Here is a 20864-nt window from a genome sequence, read left to right as displayed (position 1 = left end):
GGCCCGCGACTCGTACGGGAGGGGCTCGCGTCGCCGCCTCAGGGACGGATGGTGGGCCGCTCGGGGACGCTGACGTCGTACGCGCTCGCCTTGCGCTGCAGCAGGGCGGCCAGGACCTCGGCCTTCAGCTCCGCCTGCTCCGCACTCCCCCACGCGACGTCGGCGCCGTCGCGCAGCTCGAGCGTGATCCCGTCGCGGCTCGTCACCTTGACCACGCGTACGCGCCGGGCGAGGTCGGCGTCCATCGCACCGACCGCGTCGGCGACCTCTCCGAGCGCGGCCGCGCGTGGCCCGGAGCCGGACGCGAGGACCACCTCCGGCAGTCGACGCGGCGGCTTACCGGCCGGCGGGTAGACGACGCCCTCGGCGTCGATCAGCCGGACCTCGTCGGACCCTCCGAGCCGGGCGACCGGGGTCCGCTCCACCACCTCGACGACGACCGTGCGCGGCCACTGCCGGCGTACGTCGACCGACTCGACCTGAGCGATCGTCGCGACCTGCTCCTCGATCGCGTCGAGATCGAGCCGTGCCAGCGGCGTGCCCTCCACGACGCCGGCCTCCGCCCGCACGACGGCAGGGGCGACGGTGCTGACGCCGCGGACGTCGACCGTGCGGGCGCCCAGCGCCGACGTCTCGAGGACGACCCACGTACCCACCGCGACGAGCAGGACCGCCGCGGCTCCCAGCAGGTACGGACGCAGCCGCTGCAGCCGCGCGTGCCAGCGCCGCCGTACGAACCGGTCCGTGGCTGTCACGATCCTGGTGCCCGCTTCTCGAGCCGTGCGACGAGGCGTGGCCCGACGGTGGTGATGTCACCGGCGCCGAGCAGGAGCACGAGATCGCCGGGGCGTGCCAGGTCGGCGAGCTGCTCGTCGAGGACGGCGAGCGGAGCGCCCGCGTGGACGGCCTCGGGCGGCAGGCGTACGGCGTCCAGCACCCGGGCCGCCGTGACGTCCGGGTCGGCGTCCTCGCGGGCGAGGTAGATGTCGGTCACCACGACGGCGTCAGCCGCACCGAGCGCCTCGCCCATCGCCGCGCCGAAGATGCGGGTCCGGCTGACCAGGTGGGGCTGGAACGCGACGACGACCCGCCCCTGGCCGGCGAGCGCACGGGCGGCCTGGAGGTCACCGGCGATCTCGACGGGGTGGTGCGCGTACGAGTCGTAGACGCGAACACGGTGCGCCTCGCCGATCCGCTCCATCCGGCGGCTCGCACCGCCGTACGCGGCGAGCCCGGACGCGGCGTCGGCGAAGGACGTGCCGCACTCGAGGGCGGCGGCCAGTGCTCCGAGAGCGTCGATCACGTAGTGGTCCCCGGGGACCTGGAGGCTCACGCGACCGAGGGTCTCGCCGTCGCGCACCACGGTGAAGGACGTGCCGCCGCCCTCGGTGGTCAGCTCGGTGCCCCGGAGGTCGGCCTGCGGCCCGAGTCCTGCGCGGACCACCCGGATACCGCGGGCGGCCGCCGGCTCGGCGAGCGCTGCGGCACCGGCGTCGTCGACGCAGAGCACGAGGAACCCGCGCGGGTCCACGCGGTCGACGAAGCGCACGAACGCCTGCTCGTACGCCTCCGGCGTACCCCACACGTCGAGGTGGTCGGCGTCGACGTTGGTGACCACGGCCCCGTACGGCTCGTAGACCAGGAAGGCACCGTCGCTCTCGTCGGCCTCCGCGACGAACCACCGACCTGATCCCGCGTGGGCGTTGGTCCCGAGCGACGCCACGGGCGCACCGATCGCGTACGACGGGTCGACGCCCGCGTGCACGAGCGCGGTCGTGAGCATCGACGTCGTGGTGGTCTTGCCGTGCGTGCCGGCCACCGCGACGACGTCGCGTCCGATCATCACCGACTGGAGCCCGGCCGAGCGCGGGTACAGGCGGAGCCCGCGCTCCTGCGCCGCGAGGATCTCCGGGTTGTCCTCGCGGACCGCGGTGGTCGCGACGACGGTGTCGGCGTCACCGAGGTTCTCGGCGGCCTGCCCGATCGTGACCTGGGCGCCGTCGGCCTCGAGCGCTCGCAGGAGGGCGGAGTCGGCGGCGTCGCTGCCCTGGACGGGGATGCCACGCTCCAGCATGATGCGGGCGATCGCCGACAGACCGGCTCCGCCGATGCCGACAAGGTGGACTCGGCCGAGATCCTCTGCCGCCTCGATCCGGTCAGGGACGTCGATCCTCATGCGCCGTCCGCCCCGGCCCCAGCCGCGTCGAGGACGATCTGCGCCAGGACGTCGTCGGCGTCACGCGGCATGAGGTCCGACGCCGCCGCAGACATCCGCGTCAGGCGGTCCTCGTCGCGCAGCAGCGAGACCACCGCAGTCGCCACCCACTCGGGGGTGAGCGCGGCGTCCTCCACGAGGATCCCGCCGCCCGCTCCGACCACCGGGTGCGCGTTGAGCGCCTGCTCGCCGTTGCCGATCGGCAGCGGGACGAACACCGCCGGCAGCCCGACGGCCGCGACCTCGGCGACGGTGTTGGCGCCCGATCGGCAGACGATCGCGTCCGCGGCGGCGTACGCGAGGTCGATGCGGTCGATGAAGGGCAGCGTCACGTACGGCGCCTGCCCCGGCGAGCGCTCCACCTCGGCCTCCTCGACGCGTCCGGCCGCGTGGAGCACCTGGACACCGGCCGCGGCGAGCGCCTCGGCAGCGCCCGACACCGCCTGGTTGATCCGGCGTGCCCCTTGGGAGCCTCCCGTGACGAGCAGGGTCGGCAGGTCCGGGTCGAGCCCGAACGTCTCACGGGCCTCCGCCCGCATGCCGGCGCGGTCGAGACGGGCGATCTGCTCACGCATCGGCAGCCCGATGTAGCGGGCGTGCGGCAGCGGCGTCTCGGGGAAGCTGGTGAAGACGTGCGTCGTGAAGCGGGCGCCGAGCTTGTTGGCGATGCCAGGCAGCGCGTTCTGCTCGTGCACGACGATCGGGATCTTGCGCTTGCGCGCGACCAGGTAGGCCGGCACGGACACGTATCCGCCGAACCCGACGACCACGTCCGGCTGCACGCGGTCGAAGACCTCACCCGTCGCCCTGACGGTGCCCGCCAGCCGCCCGGGGACGCGCAGCAGCTCGGTGCTCACGCTGCGCGGCAGCGGCACGGCCGGCACGAGCTCGAGCGGGTACCCCGCCTGCGGGACCAGCGTCACCTCCAACCCCTTCGGAGTGCCGAGCGCCGTGATCTCGGCCTCGGGCTCGATCCTGCGGACCGCTGCCGCGGTCGCCAGCAGGGGTGAGGTATGGCCGGCGGTGCCTCCGCCGGCCAGCAGGACGCGTGGCGTCACCGATCATCCTTCCTCGCGGACAGGACGTCCGACGGGTCGTGGAGCAGAGCGGGTGGTGGAGTCGTTGCGCCGCGACGTCGTGGTCGGCGGCACCGTACCCTGCGGCACCGTACCGCCCGCCGTCCGGCGGCGTGCCCGGCGGGACCGGTGCGCGCGCAGCGCGGCCTGTGCCCCCGGCTCAGTGCGAGCGAAGTTCGCGAGGAGACCGAGCGCGACGACGGTCGGGACGAGCGCGGAGCCGCCGTAGGAGATCAACGGCAGCGGGATGCCGATCACCGGCAGCATGCCGAGGACCATGCCGATGTTCACCAGCGTCTGGACCATCAGCCAGACCGTGATCCCGGCCGCGGCGAACCGGGCGAACGGGTCCCGCGCGCGCCGGGCGATCCGGAAGCCGACGTACGCGAGCAGGCCGAAGAGCACGAGGACGCTCAGCGTGCCGATCAGCCCGAGCTCCTCGCCGATCACCGCGAAGACGAAGTCGGTGTGGGCGCCTGGGAGCGTCCCCCACTTCTGGACGCCCGCGCCCAGGCCGCTGCCCGACAGCTCGCCGGTCGAGAGTCCCATCAGGCCGTGCGCCGCCTGGTAGCCGGAGTTGCTGACGTCGGCGAACGGGTCGGTGTACGAGAGGATGCGGCCGACCCGCTCACCGCTGGCGCTCGCGGCGCTGGCGGCGACCGCGGCGACGGCGAAGAAGATGACGAGGAAGGTTCTGGCCGAGAGGCCCGCCACGAACAGCATCCCGAGGATGATCGCGAACAGCACCAGAGCCGTACCGAGGTCGTGCTGGAGCACCACGAGCGCCGCGACGGCACCCGTCACCGGAAGCATCGGGATCACGATGTGACGGTCCAGGTGGAGCAGCCGCCGCTTGCGGGCGTACAGGTCCGCGGCCCAGAGGATGATCGTGAGCTTCGCGATCTCCGAGGGCTGGATCAGGATCGGGAGACCGACGTCGAGCCAGTTCCGGTTGCCGTTCACTTCCTGTCCGAGCGGGGTGAAGGTCAGCCCGAGCAGCGTCACCGCCACCAGCAGCAGCGGATAGACGAGCACGCGCAGCGCGTTCAGCGGCATCCGCCACGCGAACAGCCCGACCACGAGCGCGACGAGCAGGAAGCCGGCCTGGCGCAGCGCGATCGTGTAGGGGCTGCCCAGCTCCTCGTACGACGTCACCGAGCTGGCACTGAGCACCATCACCATGCCGAAGCCGATGAGCAGACCGGACACGGCGAGGACGAGGTAGTACGAGGTCAGCGGCTTCGCGAGGGTCTCGCGGACCGACGCCGTCCACGCCTGCCTCCCGGTCCGTGCCACCGTGCGCCTCCCCGCTCGTCCTTCACCGGGCGGCGAGGGGGTCACCCTCGCGACGCGGCGTGCCTGGCCACTGCTGCGGCGAAGGAGTCGCCCCGCTCGGCGTAGCTCGTGAACTGGTCCAAGGACGCGCACCCCGGGGCGAGCAGCACGGTGTCGCCCGCTCGGGCGAACCCTGCTGCCGCGTCCACGACGCGGTCCATGAGCACATCCTTGCCCGCATCGACCTCGACGACGGGCACCTCGGGCGCGTGTCGCCGCAACGCATCGCGGATCACAGCGCGGTCGGCACCGATCAGGACGACCGCACGGAGCCGGTCACGGGTGCGCTCGACGAGGTCGTCGAAGGTGGTCCCCTTCGCGAGCCCGCCGGCGACCCAGACGACCGACGGGTACGCCTGGAGCGAGCCCGTCGCCGCGTGGGGGTTGGTCGCCTTGGAGTCGTCGACGTACGTCACTCCGTCGACCTCGTCCAGCTGCTGGATCCGGTGAGCGCCCGGCTGGTGGGAGCGCAACCCGTCGCGGACGGCCACGGGGGCGACGCCGTGGGCACGGGCGAGCGCGGCGGCGGCGAGCGCGTTGGCGACCACATGCGGCGCCGGCGGCTCGCCCGACGGCCCCGCGAGGTCGCCGAGCGTCGCCAGCTCGGCCGCGCTCGTCGCCCGCTCGGGTACGAAGGCGCGGTCCGCGAGGACGTCGTCGACCACGCCGACCATGCCGACCGACGGGACGCCGAGCGTGAACCCGATTGCCCGAGCGCCCTCGGCCACGTCGGCCTCGCGCACGAGTCTCTCGGTCTCCGGGTCGGAGACGTTGTAGACGCAGGCCCGCTCGACGTGCTCGTAGATGCGTCCCTTGTCCGCGGCGTAGCCCGCTGAACCGCCGTGCCAGTCGAGATGGTCCGCGGCGACGTTCAGGACGGCCGACGCCTCGCAGGCGATGCGGTCGGCGAAGTGCAGCTGGAAGCTCGACAGCTCGACGGCGAGGACGTCGTAGCCCGTCGGGTCCATGACGGCCTCGGTGACCGGGACCCCGATGTTGCCGACAGCCGGTGCGCGCAGCCCCGCCGCGCGCAGGATGGACGCCAGCATCTCGACGGTCGTCGTCTTGCCGTTGGTGCCGGTCACGCCGACCCACGGGGCCGCACCGGGCCCTCTTAGCCGCCACGCGAGCTCGGGCTCGGACCACACGGCCACGTCGCGCGCCAGCGCCTGGGCCACGATCGGGGTGGCCGGCGGAAGACCGGGGAACGGGACGAGAAGTGTCGCGTCGTCGGGAAGCGCGGCGGTCGACCCCGGCCCCGTCCGCACGTCGGCACCGAGCACCTCGAGGATCTCGGCCCGCTCACGGAGCCGGTCACCGTCACCGTCGTCGAGGATCGTCAGTCGTGCGCCGACCTGCATCAGCGCGTCGGCGGCGGCGTAGCCGCTCCCGCCGAGCCCTGCGACGACGGCGTGCACGCCCTCCCACGAGTCGGCCCGCCCGAGGCCGTCGAGATCGGGCCCGCTCACAGGCCGCTGACCCACTCGGAGTAGAAGATGCCCAGACCGAGGGCGACGAACAGACCGCTGATGATCCAGAAGCGGACCACGATCGTGATCTCGGCCCATCCCATCAGCTCGAAGTGGTGCTGCAGTGGCGCCATCCGGAACAGACGTTTGCCGCCCGACATCTTGAACCAGCCGACCTGGAGGATGACCGACAGCGTGATGATGACGAAGAGCCCGCCGAGGACCAGGAGCAGCACCTCGGTGCGGGTCATGATCGCGAAGCCGGCCATCGCCCCGCCGAGCGAGAGCGAGCCGGTGTCACCCATGAAGATCTTCGCCGGGGACGCGTTCCACCAGAGGAACCCGAAGCAGGCACCGGTCAGGGCGGCCGCGACGACGGCGAGGTCGAGCGGGTCGCGCACGTCGTAGCACTTCGCCCCGGGGTTGATCGCGCACGACTGGTTGTTCTGCCACAGGTTGATGAGCATGTAGGCGCCGAACACCATCACCGAGGCGCCGGTCGCGAGACCGTCGAGCCCGTCGGTGAGGTTGACGGCGTTGCTCGTGCCCCAGATCATCACGAGCACCCACACGACGATCACCGCCGCCGGGAGCGTCCACCCGGGGATGTCACGGATGAACGAGATGCCTTCGGAGATCGGCGTACGGCCGTCGCCGTCGGGGAACCGCAGCGCCAGCAGCGCGAAGCTGAGGGCCACGAGCGCCTGCCCGGCGAGCTTGGCCTTCGAGCGCAGCCCGAGGCTCCGCTGCTTGATCACCTTGATGTAGTCGTCGAGGAAGCCGACGAGGCCGAGGCCGACGAAGAGGTAGAGCAGCAGCAGCGCCGACGCCGACGGAGCGCTCCCGGTGATGAGCTTGGCGAGGGCGTACGCGACCACGACCGAGACGATGATCACGAGGCCGCCCATCGTGGGCGTCCCGCGCTTCGTGTGGTGCGAGGTCGGGCCGTCGTCGCGGATCAGCTGCCCGTAGCCCTTGCGGACGAGCAGGCGGATCGCCAGCGGCGTACCGAGCAGCGTGCCGATCAGACCGAAACCACCGGCGATCAGAATGGCCCTCATCGACCGTCGTTCCCTTCGTCGTCGCGTCCGTCGCCGCCCTCGGTCAGCAGCGCAGCCGCCACTCGCTCCAGGCCGCTCGCTCGAGATGCCTTCACCAGCACGATGTCACCCTCGCGCACGTACCGCTGCAGCCACGCCACGGCAGCCGCTACGTCGTCGACGTGGACGGAAGCCGTGCCTGCGGCGGTTGCGGCGTCGTGGACCGGACGCGAGCCCGACCCGACGGCCACCACCTGAGTGACACCGAGGTCCGCGGCGAGAGTACCAACGTCGGCGTGCGCGCGTCGCGCCGCACCGCCGAGCTCGAGCATCTCTCCGAGGACCGCGACGACGCGTCCGTCCTCTCGCATCGCGGTCACCGCACGGAGCGCGGCTCCGACCGACTCGGGATTGGCGTTGTAGGCGTCGTTGACCACGACCAGACCGTCGGCGCGGACGTGGCGCTCCATCCGCCACGCCGAGCGCGTGACGACCGACCCGAGCGCGTCGGCGATCGTCTCGACCTCCAACCCGACCGCGAGGGCGATCGCGGCGGCCGCGGCGGCGTTGGAGGCCTGGTGCGCCCCCAGCAGCGGCACGTGGACCTCTGCGGAGTCGCTCCCGGCCACCAGCGTGAACGTCGGCTCACCGTCGCGCCCGACCACGAGGTCACGGATCTGGACGTCGGCGTCCTCCGCCGCGCCGTACGTGGTCACGCGCGCCGTGGTGCGGCTGCGCATGGCCGCGGTGCGCGGGTCGTCGGCGTTGAGAACGGCGACGCCGTCGGGTCCGAGGGCCTCGACCAGCTCGCCCTTCGTACGCTCGATCGTCTCGACGGAGCCGAACTCGCCCAGGTGTGCCGTGCCGACGTTGAGCACCGCACCGACGTGCGGTCCGGCGATGGCGCAGAGCTCGGCGATGTTGCCCAGGGCACGTGCACCCATCTCGACGACGAGGAAACGTGTGTCGGCGTCGGCGCGCAGGACCGTCAGCGGGACGCCGAGCTCGTTGTTGTAGTTGCCCGCGGTCGCGACCGTCGCGCCACCGCGGAGCAGGACCTGGGCAGCCAGGTCCTTGACGCTCGTCTTGCCCTGGGAGCCGGTGATGCCGACGACCGTGCAGCCGGTGAGCCGTGAGCGTACGTCGGTGGCCAGGCGCGCGAGTGCCAGCGCGACGTCGTCGACGACCACGCACGGCGCATCCACCCGGCGTTCGGCGAGCACGGCGACGGCGCCGCCGCGGACCGCCCCGTCGACGTAGTCGTGCCCGTCGACGTGCTCACCGCGGACGGCCACGAACAGGCCGCCGGACGAGACCGCACGCGAGTCGAGCGTCGCAGGGCCCGTGACGACCACGTCCGCCGCGTCGTAGGCGGTGCCTCCGACGATCTCGGCGACCCGGGTCAGGGGCGTCGCGATCACGACCCGGCCCCCCGGGCGGCGGTCACCAGCTCGACCAGCACCTCGCGGTCGTCGAACGGGTGCACGACGTCGCCCACGACCTGGCCCCGCTCGTGCCCCTTGCCGGCGACGACCACGACGTCGCCGTGGCCCGCTGTGCCGATCGCGTGCGCGATGGCTGCGCGGCGGTCGCCGATCTCGACGAGCTCCGCGGTGGCGCCGCCGGCCATCGCGGACTGCGCGCCGGCGAGGATCTCGGCGCGAACCAGGGCCGGGTCCTCCGTGCGCGGGTTGTCGTCGGTGACGACGACCACGTCGGCGAGCTCGGCTGCCGCCGCGCCCATCAGCGGGCGTTTGCCGGGGTCCCGGTCTCCGCCGGCGCCGATGACGACCACGAGACGCCCGGACGAGAGGCCCCGCAGCGACGCCAGAACGGCCCGGAGCGCATCCGGCTTGTGGGCGTAGTCGACGATCGCCGTGAAGTCCTGCCCGGCGTCGACCTGCTCCATCCGGCCCGGCACCGACGTGCAGGCGGCGATGCCCGCGAGGGCGTCCTCGGCCGCGCGGCCCGTCGCGGTCACGGCCGCGAGGACGGCGAGCGCGTTGGCCACGTTGAAACGCCCCGGCAGCCCGACGACCAGGGTGTGCTCCGTATCGTCCGGGCCGACCACGCGCGCGGTCGAGCCCGACGCGGTCGAGTCGACGGCGACGACGCGCCAGTCGGCCTCCTCGCGTCCCTCGAGCGAGACGGTCGTCACCGGGATCGTCACCGACGACGCGAGCCGACGGCCGTACGGGTCGTCGATGTCGACCACGGCCCGGGTCGACCGCTCAGGGGTGAACAGCGACGCCTTCGCGGCGAAGTAGTCCTCGACGTCGGCGTGGAAGTCGAGGTGGTCACGGCCGAGGTTGAGGAACACCGCCACGTCGTACACAACACCGTCGACCCGGTGCAGCGTGAGGGCGTGGCTGGAGACCTCCATCACGACGGCGTCGGCGCGGTGGTCGCGCATCACGCCGAACAGCGCGTGCAGCGCCGGTGCCTCCGGCGTCGTCAGCGCCGAGGTGAGCGGCTGCCCGTCGAGGAACGCCCCGGTCGTGCCGATCGCCCCCACCCGGTCGCCGCAGGCGCGCAGCGCCGCCGCCGCGAGGTAGGAGCTGGTCGTCTTGCCCTGGGTGCCGGTGATGCCGATCGTCGTGAGCCCGGCCGCGGGCGCGGCGTACACCTGGGAGGCCAGCTGACCGAGGACGGCACGGGGATCGGCGACGACCAGCACGGGAAGGTGCGTCCGTGCTGCGGCGGCGAGGTCGGCGCCGGCTGCGTCCGTGAGGACCGCGACCGCGCCCCGTTGCGCGGCGTCGGCCACGAAGCGTGCGCCGTGGGTGCGCGTCCCCGGCAGCGCCGCGTACAGGTCGCCGGCGCGTACGTCGGACGACGAGAGCGTGACCCCGGTCACCGCCGCCGGCTCGTCAGGACCGACGACGGCGGCGTCGACAGCAGAGGCGAGCGCGGCGAGGTCGACGGGGACGACCGACGAGGGCCGGGTGTCGAGGGGGTGGAGCGGGTCAGCAGACATCGCAGCCGAGCGTATCGACACTCACCACTCGAGCGGGGTCCTGGGCGCACGCGACCCGCTCGGCGCGATGCCGTAGCGCTGCAGCGACTGCTGCATGATGTCGCGGAACACCGGCCCCGCCGTCCCGCTGCCCGAGCCGCCGCCACGGGGGTTGTCCAGCACCACGTACGTCAGGAACCGCGGCTTGTCGGCAGGGGCGAACCCGATGAACGAGACGGTGTTCTCGCCGCGCACGTAGCGTCCGGTGTCGGGGTTGACCCGCCAGGCGGTCCCCGTCTTGCCGGCGATGCGGTAGCCGGGGATCTCGACCGCTGCCGCCGACCCTTCGCCGCTCGTCACCGCCTCCATCGTCGTGGTGACCATGCTCGCCGCTTCGCGGGAGACGACCTCACGGGACGCGGCCGGCTCGATCTGCTTCGTGGTGCCGTCGGCCTCACGCACCTCCGTGACCAGGCGCGGAGCCTCGTAGCGGCCACCGTTCGCGATCGCGGCGACGGCGGCGACCTCCTGCATCGCGGTGACCGAGATGCCCTGCCCGAAGGAGATCGTCGCCTTCTGAGCGGCCGACCAGCGGTCCGCCGGGCTGAGGATGCCTCGCGACTCCGACGACAGGCCGACCCCGGTCTGCTGACCGAACCCGAACTTCGACAGGTAGTCGTGGAAGGTGTCGTCGTCCATCTGCTGGGCCAGAGCGATCGTGCCGAGGTTCGACGACTTGGCGATGACGCCGGCGGCCGTCAGCCGGAGCCGGCCGTGGTCCCACCAGTCGCTGATCGTGAAGCCGTCGAGCGTCAGCTCCTTCGGCACCTTCACCCGGGTGCTCGGCGTCGCCAGACCCGCGTCGGCGAGCGCCGCCATCGTCACGACCTTCTGGACCGACCCCGGCTCGTACACGTTCTGCACGGCACGGTTGTTCATGGCGGCCGCGGTGACCGTCGAGCGGTCCTCGGCGTCGAAGGTCGGCAGCTGCGACAGCTGGAGGACCTGCATCGTCTGGAGGTCGACCGTCACCGCGATCCCCCAGTCGGACCGGCTCTTGCGGACCGCTGCGGCCAGCCGCTTGTCGGCGTACCACTGGAGGTCCCGGTCGATCGTCGTGACGACGTCGGCGCCGGGGACGGGCTCCTTGGTCGTCTGGCGCGCGAGCGGGATCCGTACCCCCTTGCTCGTCGCCCCGTAGGACGCCTCGCCGTCGACGCCGGTGAGCTCGTCGTCGAACGCGCCCTCGAGCCCGCTGGTGCCCTTGCCGGTCTCGCCCGAGACAAGACCGATCAGCGTCGCGCCGAGCGTGCCGCCCGGGTAGGTGCGGACGACGTCGCGCTCGGTGGACACGCCGGTGCTGATGCCGGCGTCGGAGAGCTTCGCCAGCACCCGGTCGGCCTGGTACGACGGCACCTGCCGCGCGACGTAGACGAACTGCGTGTCCTCGCGGCGCAGCTTCTCGACCGCGTCGAAGTAGTCGACGTCGAGGTCGGCGGCGAGGACCCGGGCGATGGCCGGGGCGTCGTCCGCCGTCTGCACGGGGTTGGCGATGATCGCGCGGGCGTCCATGGACGTGGCCAACGGCTCACCGTCGCGGTCGAGGATCTGGCCGCGGTCGGCGTGCAGCACCGCCATCTCGGTCGACGCCGCGCGCGCCTTCGCCGCGTACGCGTTGGGGTCGACACCCTGGATCTGGATCAGCCGGCCGGCGAAGACCAGCAGGAGCGTCGCGACCACGACGAAGCAGAACCTCGCCCGGTTGCGGTGCGCGCTCACTGGCGGTCTCCCACGGTGACCGGCGACGGTCCGTCGACTCCCGACACCGCCTCGCTGGCGCGGCTGGCGGGCTCGGGGTCGCCGACGATCTTGCCGTCGGGCAGCTGCAGGAACGCCGGGTTCGTGTTCGGCACCATCCCGAGAGCGGCTGCCTTCTCGGCGACCGACTCAGGAGTGGAACGCTGCTCGACCTCGAGCGTGAGCTCGGCGTGACGGCTCTGGAGCTCCTCGGCCCTCTTCTCCAGCTCGGCGAGCTGGAACGCGCCGTTCTGCATCGAGGTGTTGAGGAGGAGGAGGCCGATGAGGCCGCTGGCCAGGAGGGCGACGACGAGCAGGACGAAGGGCGCCCGCGGCGTCTGCGGACGGCGTGCGGGAACGGCCCGCAGCGGGCTTCGCGTCGACGGCTGCGGCCGTCCGGGCGCTCGACGTGGTGTGCCGTGGGCGACGCTCATCGTGCCTCCTTCACACGCTCGACGACGCGGAGCCGGACCGGCTTCGCTCGGGGGTTCTCCTCGATCTCCTGCTCCGACGCGGTCTCCGCTCCGCGGGTCACCAGCCGGAACCGGGGCTGCATCGACTCGGGGACGACGGGCAGACCGGGCGGGACGTCGACGGTCGTGACACCGGCGAACGCCTGCTTGACGATGCGGTCCTCCAGCGAGTGGTAGGCCATCGAGACGACGCGACCGCCGACCCGGACCGCATCGAGCGCCGCGGGGATCGCGCGGCGGAGCACGCCGAGCTCGTCGTTCACCTCGATCCGCAGTGCCTGGAACGTCCGCTTCGCGGGGTTGCCGCCGGTCCTCATCGCCGCTGCCGGAAGCGCCTCGCGGACGAGGGCGACGAGCTCGTCGCTGGTCCGCAGCGGCGCCTCGGCCCGCCGCCGTACGACCGCGTCGGCGATGCGGCCCGCGTGCTTCTCCTCCCCGTACGTCCGGAGGATGCGCACGAGGTCGTCGCGTTCGTACGTCGCGAGGATCTCCGCCGCCGTCGGGCCTTCGCGGCCCATCCGCATGTCGAGCGGGGCGGGCCGTGCGTAGGAGAACCCGCGCTCGTCGACGTCGAGCTGCATGGACGAGACCCCGAGGTCGAACAGCACGCCGTCGACGTGGGACCGCCCGGCCGAGGCGATCGCCTCGGGAAGCTCGTCGTACACGCCCTCGAAGAACGTGACACGTCCCTCGTACGCCGCGAGACGCTCGCGAGACCGGCGCAGCGCCTCCGGATCACGGTCGATCCCGATGACATGGACCCCCTCGAAGCGGCTCAGTACCGCCTCCGAGTGCCCGCCCAGGCCGAGCGTCGCGTCGACCAGGACCGCGTCGCTGTCGGCCAGGGCGGGCGCGAGGAGCTCGACCGTCCGCTCCAGGAGCACCGGTACGTGCTTCGACTCACCCATGCGTCCCGGCCCCGGGACGTCCGACCACCATCTCGACCCCTCGTTCTGTGTGGTTCAGCGTGTGTTGCGCCTCGTCCCGCTACCCGTGCGGGGCCGATCGCCTGGTTCGTCCGGCCAGGTCCCTGGCCGCTTGCCCTGGGAAGTCACCTTCTGGCACCGGGGAAGTGGAGCCAGGAGGTGGAGCAAGCGGCCCAGAGGCCTCGACGGACGAGCCTCAGAGCAGTCCTTCGATCACCTCTTCCGACAAGGTGGCGAAGCTCTCCTCCTGCTGGTCGGAGTACTCCGACCAGCGGGTCGCGTCCCAGATCTCGACCCGCTCCATGGCCCCGACGACGACGCAGTCGCGGTCCAGCCGTGCGTACTCGCGCAGCGGCCCGGGGACGGTGATGCGTCCCTGCTTGTCGGGCACCTCGTCCGAGGCCCCCGAGAAGAGGACACGGACGAAGTCGCGGGTTGCCTTGTTGGTGAAGGGCGTCTTGCTGATCCGGTCGCTGAACTCCTCGAAGCTCGCCTGCGGCCAGACGTAGATGCAGCGGTCCTGCCCCTTCGTCAGCACGAGGCCCTCCGTGAGTCGGTCGCGGAACTTGGCGGGGAGGAAGAGCCGACCCTTGTCGTCGAGGCGAGGGGTGTACGTGCCGAAGAACATTGCACGTCAACCTCCCCCGTCTCACGCCGCCGGCCCCCGATGCCGACGTTCTCCGTGGGTTGCTCCACTTTGCGCCACTGTACTCCACTCGCCCCCACCGTCAAGCCGAATCGCCCCACCGCGCGCCACCCAGCGCCCCACCTGGGCGATGTGCGCTCCACCGCCCGACCGGCCGCGGTCCCCGTGTTCTCAGGCATTCGTCTCGCCCGAGGGGCTCCGATGGTGAAGAGTGGAGCGTGGGTGGGGCGCTGGTGCATCCCTCCCCCGGATCCGGGGCACCCGTTGGGAGTGCTGGGTAGTCTCGGCATCCACGGGGCGTTCGAGGCCCGCGCCCATCGATGTGCTGGACCTGCAGGAGGTATCCGTGACGACGACACCTCGCCGGGAGCCCGCGGCGCCGCCCGGCCCCGACCAGAGCGACGAGCTGGTCGTCGCGGCCGAGCGCCTGGTGGACAACATCGGCACGGTGATCGTCGGCAAGGCCGACGTCGTCCGCACGGCCGTGATCGTGCTCCTCGCCGGGGGCCACCTGCTGCTCGAGGACGTCCCGGGTGTCGGCAAGACCATGCTGAGCAAGGCGCTGGCCCGGTCGATCGACGGATCGATGCGCAGGATCCAGTTCACCCCCGACCTGCTCCCGAGCGACGTCACCGGCACGTCGGTGTGGGACCCCGCCACCCGGACGTTCGAGTTCCGCGAGGGCGCGGTCTTCGGCAACGTCGTCGTCGGGGACGAGATCAACCGTGCGTCGCCCAAGACGCAGTCGGCGCTGCTCGAGTGCATGGAAGAGCGCCAGGTGACCGTGGACGGCACCTCCTACCCGCTCCAGGACCCGTTCATGGTGGTCGCCACGCAGAACCCGCTCGAGATGGAGGGCACCTACCCGCTGCCCGAGGCGCAGCGCGACCGCTTCATGGCCCGGGTCGCGATGGGATACCCGTCGGCCGAGGCCGAGGCCGCGATGCTGCGCGAGCACGGCGGCACCGATCCCCTTGCCGACCTCCTCCCCGTCACCGATGTGAAGCAGGTGGCCGACCTCGTCGCCACCGTCCGCACGATCTACGTCGCTCCCGCCGTCGAGGAGTACGCCGTCGCGATCGCCACCGCGACCCGCACGTCCTCCCGCGTACGCCTCGGCGCCTCGCCCCGCGCGACCCTCCACCTGGTCCGGGCGGCCCGGGCGCGCGCCGCGCTCGAACGCCGGCCCTACGTGCTGCCCGACGACGTCGCCGCGCTCGCGGCCTCCGTCCTCACCCACCGTCTGCTGCTGTCGCCCGACGCCGTCGTCGCCGGCTGGCAGGCCGCCGACGTCGTACGCGAGATCCTCGCCGAGGTCCGCGTGCCCGAGCCCGGACGATGACGTGCGCGGCACCCTGGGCTCCCTGACCACGCGAGGACGGGGATTCCTCGCCGGTGGGGCCACGGTGGGTCTCGGCGGCGTGTTCCTCGGGCTCGACATCCTCGTCCGGCTGGGGGCCCTCGCGCTGGCGCTCCCCCTCCTGTCCGTGCTCGTGGTCGCGCACGGTCGCAGCCAGGTCGGCACCACCCGCACCGTCTCGCCGACGCGGACGTCAGCCGGCGGCGAGGTCGAGGTGTCGCTCGAGGTCACCGGCGGCGGTCGCGGCAGCGGCGGCACGCTCCTGCTGGAGGACCAGCTCCCGGACGCTCTCGGCGGCGGGCGCCGCTTCGCCGTCGAGGCCAGCGGACGACGCTGGCGCAGTGCGGCCCGCTACCGCCTGACCGCACGACGTCGCGGGATCTACGCGCTGGGCCCGCTCGCGGTCCGGATCGGCGACCCCTTCGGGTTCCTCTCGGTCCGCAAGACGTTCCACACGACGACTCCGCTCGTCGTCACGCCCACCGTCCACCGGCTCGGCCGCCTCTGGGCCGGCGGCGTCGGGAGCGCGGCGGGCGAGCACCGGGTCCGTCTGGGGTCCACCGGACGCGCCGACGACACGTCGGTGCGCGAGTACCGCGTGGGTGACGACCTCCGCCGCATCCACTGGCGCACCACCGCCCGCACCGGCGAGCTCATGGTCCGCCGCGAGGAGGAGGGCCGCCACGCCGACGTGACGATCTACCTCGACACGCGCCGCGACGTCCACCGCCGCGGCGCCGACGGCACCTTCGAGTGGGCCGTGTCGGCCGCTGCCTCGGTCGCGGCGCACTTCGCCGGCAACGGTCTCGACGTCCGCCTCGTCACCGACGTGACCGACTCGCACGACTCGGCCCCGGACTCGCTCGGCCTGATCCTCGACGAGCTCGCCGCCGTCGGCCCCTCGATCCGCCGGACCAGCGGACACGTACCCGCCGACGTCCTCACCTCCCGCGGGATCGTCGTCGCGCTGGTGAGCGGTTCCGACCCGGAGAGCCTCGACCAGGTCGACCTGTGCTCGACGACCGCCGGGCGGCGGCTGGCGGTCGTGCTCGACAGCGACCACTGGTTGCACGGTGAGCACGGCGGCTCCGGTGGTGCCCTGGACCTGGCCACGTCCGCCCGGGCACGCGGCTGGGGGGCCGTCGCCGTCGGTGGTGGCGACACGATCAGCGAGGCGTGGCAGGCGCTCGCCCTGCAGTCGACGAAGGATGCGGTCGGATGAACGCCCGCATGCTGCACCCGTTCTGGGTGGCGACCTGGGTCTGGCTGCTGGCGGTCGCCGTCGGGGCCACCTACGCCCCGCTGGCCCTCGAACCCGACTTCCTGCGCGAAGGCGCCCTGGGCGCCGCGGTCGTCCTCGTCACCGGGGCGGTGGCGCGCGCCGCCCAGGCCACGCGCACGATCGTGATGACCCTCGAAGGCGTCGTGGCGGTCGGCTGGCTGACGGCCTCGTACGGCGGTGCGACGGGCATCTTCGGCGTGGTTCCGACTCCCGCGACCCTGGAGCGGGCGCAGGCGGTCGCCGCGGCGACGTACGACCACGCGCAGCGCTATGCGGCGCCGGTGCCCGACCTGGGTGCCCTCACGGCCACGCTCGCCACGCTCGTGGTCGTGCTGGCCCTGGCGATCGACGTCCTCGCCACCGAGCTCCGCTGGACGCCGGCCCTCGGACTGGTCCTGCTCGCCGTCATGATGATCCCGGCCACCCTCCTGGCCGGCGACGTCTCGCCGGGCGTCTTCGTGATCGGGGCCGCTGCGTACGCCGGTCTGCTGGCGGTGACCCGCGGGGACGAGGCACGGTCCTGGGGTCCCCGGGTGCCCGGCGTCGGGGTGGGGCGCGCCGACCCGATCGACACCGCGGCAGCGCACCTCCGCGGCGCCGTCCCGGCCGTCGGCATCGCCGGTGGCGCGATCGCCGTCGCCCTCGTCGTCCCGCTGCTCGCGCCGGCAGCCTCGCAGGACCTGTTCTCCGGTGGCGGTGACGGGAGCGGCACCGGCAACGGCAACGGCCTCGCGAACCCGATCCTCGACATGCGGCGCAACCTCCGCGGTCAGAGCAACGACGTGATGCTCACGGTTCAGGCCGAGCCCGGGTCGCCACGGCCGCGCTACCTTCGCATGGCGTCCCTGCAGACGGTGGGCCAGCGCGGCTGGTCGCTCGGCGACCGCGTCGGGGCCGGTCAGCAGCTCACCGACGAGCTCCCCGCGATCCCCGGCCTGAACCCGGGCGTGCAGACCAGCACGCTCCGGTACGCGGCGGCGGTGGCGCCCGGCTTCGACACCCTGTGGCTCCCCCACATCTACGCCCCGACAGCGGTCCGTCTCGAGGACCCCGAGGGCGTGGAGGTCAACCGGAGCATGCTCGACATCACCCGGTCCGAGAGCATCGGCTCGTTCGCCGGGGAGACCTACGGGTTCGACTCGCTGCTCGCGAGGCCCACCGAGAGCGAGCTGCGCATCGCCCCGGCGTCGACGCTCACGATGTCGTCGTTCGTCGAACTTCCGCCGGAGACCCCCGACGTCGTCCAGGAGCGCGCCGAGGAGGTCACTGCCGGGACGAGCAACGACTTCGACCGGGCCGAGGCGCTCCAGCGGTGGTTCCGCCGTGACGGCGGGTTCGAGTACTCCCTCGAGGCGGGCTCCGGCTCCGGCATGGAGACCATCGAGCGTTTCCTGACCGACGAGCGCATCGGCTACTGCGAGCAGTTCGCGACCGCGATGGCGATGATGGCGCGCTCGCTCGGCATCCCGTCCCGGGTGTCGATCGGCTTCCTGTCCGGCGAGCCGGGGCGCGCCCCGAGGTCGTGGCAGTTCAGAGGGACTGACATGCACGCCTGGCCGGAGCTCTACTTCGCTGGCATCGGGTGGGTGGGCTTCGAGCCGACCCCGGGCGGACGGGGGTACACACCACCGCAGTTCGCCGAGGGCTCGGTCGAGGAGCAGGCCGTCCCCCTCCCCTCGGCGGTCCCCACCACCCGCGCGACTGAGTCCCCGTCGGGCGCCGCGGCGCGTGACGATGCGACCGGCTCGGCCGACGAGACGGGGAGCACGACGTCGTGGCGGCCCATCGCTCTCGTCCTCGCGGGACTGGTCCTCATCGGGCTCGTCGTCCCGAGCGCGATCCGAGGAGTACGCCGTCGCCGCCGCAGCGCACCGCACGACGAACCCGCCGATGCCGTCGAGGACGCGTGGGCCGAGGTTCGCGACACCGCCGCGGACTTCGGGATCGGCTGGACGGAGGGCGCGTCGCCACGGTCGGCGACGGCGCCGCTGCGAGCGCGCCTCGGCGACGACACCACAGCGCTCGACGCCCTCGACACCCTGGTCGGCGCGGTCGAGCTCTCGCGCTACGCCCCGGCCTTCGAGCCGGAGGACCTGTCGAGCGCGGTCGACACGCTGAGCGCGGCGATGTCCGCCAGCGTCTCGCGCCGTGGTCGGATCGTGGCGCGGGTAATGCCGCGGTCGGTGCTGGTGCCGGTCGAGCGCCGGACCGCGGCGCACGACGACGAGGTGCTCACACTGCAGGAGTAGCAGCCGCCGCCGAGGCCGGTGGGCGGGGTGCTCAGGAGCTGGGGCGGCGGGTGCTCAGGAGCCGGAGTCGCGGCGACGCTTCCAGCGCTCTTCCATGCGGTGCATGAAGGAGTCGGAGGACGCGGTGCGGCTCGACGGGCTCGGGCCCGCTGTCGACGGCCGCTGGGGCTGTTCGGCGGGGCCTTCGGCGTCCCGCGAGCGCCACGTCGTGAGGAAGAAGTAGGAGCCGGCGACCATCAGGGCGAACCCGACGACGCCCACTGGGGTGGAGGCCGTGATGACTCCGGTCATCAGCAGCGCGAGGCCCGCTGCGAAGCCGACGCACGCCAGCACGATGATGCGGCGAGCGCGCGCCCGAAGCTTGGAGCCTCGCAGAGTCGACGCCAGACGCGGGTCTTCGGCAGCAAGGGCCTGCTCGAGCTGCTCGAGCAACCTCTGCTCTTCCTCTGAGAGCGGCACGACGGGCCTCCCTGAACTCGACCGACGGTGTGTCGGACCTTGGGTACCCAGTCTAGGCAGGCGCACTCGCGTACGCCACAGCACGGGCTATTGTTTGTCCGCACGGGGCGTCGAGCCCTCGATTCCTTACTCGGGAAGGACCCGGATGCTTCGCTCCACCGCCCTCCTCTGCTCTGCGGGGCTCGTCCTCGCAGGCGTCGTCGCGATGGGTGGGACGGCCTCCGCCGCACCTGCAGCCACCGACGTCGCCGCATCGCCGACGAGTGCCACGGCGCGCACCGCCGAGGCTCGCAAGACCACGACGCGCCTCTACCGCGCGACGACGCGTCCCGGTGATCGCGACAGCTCGGTCCACTCGATCAAGCACGTGCGCGAGCTCCAGTACCGCCTCCGCTGGGCGGGAGTGTTCAAGGGCTCGGTGAACGGGACCTACGGGCCGCAGACCAAGAAGGCCGTCAAGAAGTTCCAGAAGCGCCATGGCCTCAAGCGCTCCGGCGTCGCGACCACGGCGACCTGGCGGGTCCTTCTCGCGAAGACGGTCCGCGGCAAGGCCAAGATGCCGAAGCGCTGCAAGTCCTCCGGCTGGAACGCCTGCTACGACCGTTCACGCCACCAGGTGGTCCTCTACAAGAGCGGCAAGCTGTGGAACACCTGGCTCGTCCGGGGTGGAGCCTCGTACGCGAAGACGCGCACCGGCAAGTTCTCGGTGTTCTGGCGCAGCAAGGACCACGTCAGCTCGATCTACGAGGCCCGGATGCCGTACGCGCAGTTCTTCTCCGGCGGCCAGGCTCTCCACGCGTCGTACCTGATGATGGACCCGTTCGTCGGCCACAGCCACGGCTGCGTCAACTTCTACATCCCCGACGCCAAGCAGCTGTGGGCCCTCACGGCCAAGAAGCCGCTCAAGGTGACCGTCTACGGCGCCTGGGACTGATCACCCTGGAGCGGGCCGTCCACGACGCGGGCTGACCTCCGGCCGGAGTACGGTCAGCGCGTGGACACCAGCCATCCCCAGATCCAGAAGGTCGTCGCGGCGCTCGCCGAGCACGGGGTCGTCGACGAGGTCGTCCGTGTCCTTCCGGACTCGGCGCGGACGGCGCGCGAGGCCGCCGACGCCCTCGGCGTGGAGGTCGGCGCGATCGCCAACAGCCTCGTGTTCGACGCCGACGGCGAGGTGGTTCTCGTCCTCACCAGCGGCGCGCACCGCGTCGACACCGTCGCGCTCGCCGCAGCACACGGTCTGCCCGCTCTCGAGCGTGCGCGTCCCGAGCTGGTGCGCGCGGCGACCGGTCAGGCGATCGGCGGGGTCGCACCGGTCGGGCACCCGGCGCGGCTGCGGACCTTCGTCGACGTCGAGCTCGCGGAGCACCCGGTGGTGTGGGCGGCGGCCGGGCACCCGCACGCCGTCTTCGCGACGTCGTTCGACCAGCTCGTCGACCTCACTGGAGGCACTGCGACGAAGGTCGCCTGACGACAGCACGCTGCCCGGCCGGCTCGACCCCCGACGCGAGCCGGACGGGCAGCGTCATCTCCAGTGTGGACGGCGGCGTGGCCGCACACCATGAGTCCTTCTACTCAGAT

At 72.6% G+C, this 20864-nt stretch carries 18 protein-coding genes; 5 read left to right on the top strand and 13 right to left on the bottom strand.

The window, feature by feature from the left end; genetic code table 11:
• Positions 1–38 precede the first annotated feature (38 nt).
• The 12 genes from AB3M34_RS09175 to mraZ form a co-directional block, all read right to left on the bottom strand.
• The gene (locus AB3M34_RS09175; RefSeq protein WP_370619229.1) at positions 39–755 is read right to left on the bottom strand and encodes a cell division protein FtsQ/DivIB; all 717 of its coding nucleotides are present in this window, start codon (positions 753–755) and stop codon (positions 39–41) included.
• A complete protein-coding gene (gene murC / locus AB3M34_RS09170; protein ID WP_370619227.1) occupies positions 752–2176 on the bottom strand; it encodes a UDP-N-acetylmuramate--L-alanine ligase in 1425 nt (474 codons plus the stop codon). Before murC ends, AB3M34_RS09175 begins: the two co-directional genes overlap by 4 nt.
• Positions 2173–3273, bottom strand: a complete 1101-nt coding sequence (gene murG / locus AB3M34_RS09165; RefSeq protein WP_370619225.1) for an undecaprenyldiphospho-muramoylpentapeptide beta-N-acetylglucosaminyltransferase — start codon at positions 3271–3273, stop codon at positions 2173–2175. The genes murC and murG overlap by 4 nt, the downstream gene beginning before the upstream one ends.
• A gap of 3 nt (positions 3274–3276) precedes the next feature.
• The gene (gene ftsW, locus AB3M34_RS09160; protein WP_370619223.1) at positions 3277–4587 is read right to left on the bottom strand and encodes a putative lipid II flippase FtsW; all 1311 of its coding nucleotides are present in this window, start codon (positions 4585–4587) and stop codon (positions 3277–3279) included.
• A 41-nt stretch (positions 4588–4628) separates the two neighbouring features.
• Positions 4629–6095: a UDP-N-acetylmuramoyl-L-alanine--D-glutamate ligase gene (murD, locus tag AB3M34_RS09155; RefSeq protein ID WP_370619221.1), complete on the bottom strand. Its 1467-nt coding sequence runs from the start codon at positions 6093–6095 to the stop codon at positions 4629–4631.
• The gene (gene mraY / locus AB3M34_RS09150) at positions 6092–7156 is read right to left on the bottom strand and encodes a phospho-N-acetylmuramoyl-pentapeptide-transferase (protein WP_370619219.1); all 1065 of its coding nucleotides are present in this window, start codon (positions 7154–7156) and stop codon (positions 6092–6094) included. The genes murD and mraY overlap by 4 nt, the downstream gene beginning before the upstream one ends.
• The gene (locus AB3M34_RS09145; RefSeq protein WP_370619217.1) at positions 7153–8556 is read right to left on the bottom strand and encodes a UDP-N-acetylmuramoyl-tripeptide--D-alanyl-D-alanine ligase; all 1404 of its coding nucleotides are present in this window, start codon (positions 8554–8556) and stop codon (positions 7153–7155) included. Before AB3M34_RS09145 ends, mraY begins: the two co-directional genes overlap by 4 nt.
• Complete coding sequence (locus tag AB3M34_RS09140) at positions 8553–10112, bottom strand: UDP-N-acetylmuramoyl-L-alanyl-D-glutamate--2,6-diaminopimelate ligase (protein WP_370619215.1); 1560 nt, start codon at positions 10110–10112, stop codon at positions 8553–8555. The genes AB3M34_RS09145 and AB3M34_RS09140 overlap by 4 nt, the downstream gene beginning before the upstream one ends.
• A gap of 21 nt (positions 10113–10133) precedes the next feature.
• Entirely contained in the window at positions 10134–11870 is a 1737-nt protein-coding gene (locus AB3M34_RS09135) for a peptidoglycan D,D-transpeptidase FtsI family protein (protein WP_370619213.1), read from the bottom strand.
• On the bottom strand, positions 11867–12322 hold the full coding sequence (locus AB3M34_RS09130; protein WP_370619211.1) for a hypothetical protein: 456 nt from the start codon (positions 12320–12322) through the stop codon (positions 11867–11869). Before AB3M34_RS09130 ends, AB3M34_RS09135 begins: the two co-directional genes overlap by 4 nt.
• Positions 12319–13269 carry a 16S rRNA (cytosine(1402)-N(4))-methyltransferase RsmH gene (gene rsmH / locus AB3M34_RS09125; RefSeq protein WP_370619209.1) on the bottom strand — a complete coding sequence of 317 codons (951 nt, stop codon included), beginning with the start codon at positions 13267–13269 and terminating at the stop codon, positions 12319–12321. The genes AB3M34_RS09130 and rsmH overlap by 4 nt, the downstream gene beginning before the upstream one ends.
• 214 nt (positions 13270–13483) lie before the next feature.
• Entirely contained in the window at positions 13484–13915 is a 432-nt protein-coding gene (mraZ, locus tag AB3M34_RS09120; protein WP_370619207.1) for a division/cell wall cluster transcriptional repressor MraZ, read from the bottom strand.
• A 364-nt stretch (positions 13916–14279) separates the two neighbouring features.
• On the opposite strand from mraZ, the gene AB3M34_RS09115 reads away from it, so the two are divergent.
• Genes AB3M34_RS09115 through AB3M34_RS09105 form a run of 3 tightly spaced genes read left to right on the top strand, consistent with a single transcriptional unit; the run spans position 14280 to position 18824 of the window.
• Complete coding sequence (locus tag AB3M34_RS09115; protein ID WP_370619205.1) at positions 14280–15275, top strand: AAA family ATPase; 996 nt, start codon at positions 14280–14282, stop codon at positions 15273–15275.
• 1 nt (position 15276) lies between these two features.
• The gene (locus AB3M34_RS09110) at positions 15277–16515 is read left to right on the top strand and encodes a DUF58 domain-containing protein (RefSeq protein ID WP_370619204.1); all 1239 of its coding nucleotides are present in this window, start codon (positions 15277–15279) and stop codon (positions 16513–16515) included.
• The gene (locus AB3M34_RS09105; RefSeq protein ID WP_370619202.1) at positions 16512–18824 is read left to right on the top strand and encodes a transglutaminaseTgpA domain-containing protein; all 2313 of its coding nucleotides are present in this window, start codon (positions 16512–16514) and stop codon (positions 18822–18824) included. The genes AB3M34_RS09110 and AB3M34_RS09105 overlap by 4 nt, the downstream gene beginning before the upstream one ends.
• A gap of 54 nt (positions 18825–18878) precedes the next feature.
• Here the strand turns inward: AB3M34_RS09105 and AB3M34_RS09100 are convergent, their stop codons facing one another.
• On the bottom strand, positions 18879–19283 hold the full coding sequence (locus AB3M34_RS09100) for a DUF3040 domain-containing protein (protein WP_370619201.1): 405 nt from the start codon (positions 19281–19283) through the stop codon (positions 18879–18881).
• A 145-nt stretch (positions 19284–19428) separates the two neighbouring features.
• On the opposite strand from AB3M34_RS09100, the gene AB3M34_RS09095 reads away from it, so the two are divergent.
• Both AB3M34_RS09095 and AB3M34_RS09090 read left to right on the top strand, forming a co-directional pair.
• A complete protein-coding gene (locus AB3M34_RS09095; RefSeq protein WP_370619200.1) occupies positions 19429–20217 on the top strand; it encodes a L,D-transpeptidase family protein in 789 nt (262 codons plus the stop codon).
• A 60-nt stretch (positions 20218–20277) separates the two neighbouring features.
• Complete coding sequence (locus AB3M34_RS09090; RefSeq protein WP_370619198.1) at positions 20278–20754, top strand: YbaK/EbsC family protein; 477 nt, start codon at positions 20278–20280, stop codon at positions 20752–20754.
• The last annotated feature ends 110 nt before the right edge of the window (positions 20755–20864 follow it).

The organism is Mumia sp. Pv4-285 (assembly GCF_041320275.1).
Classification (GTDB): domain Bacteria; phylum Actinomycetota; class Actinomycetes; order Propionibacteriales; family Nocardioidaceae; genus Mumia; species Mumia qirimensis.
Note: the sequence above shows the minus strand (reverse complement) of the source record. Positions and strands in the feature narration are given on the sequence as shown.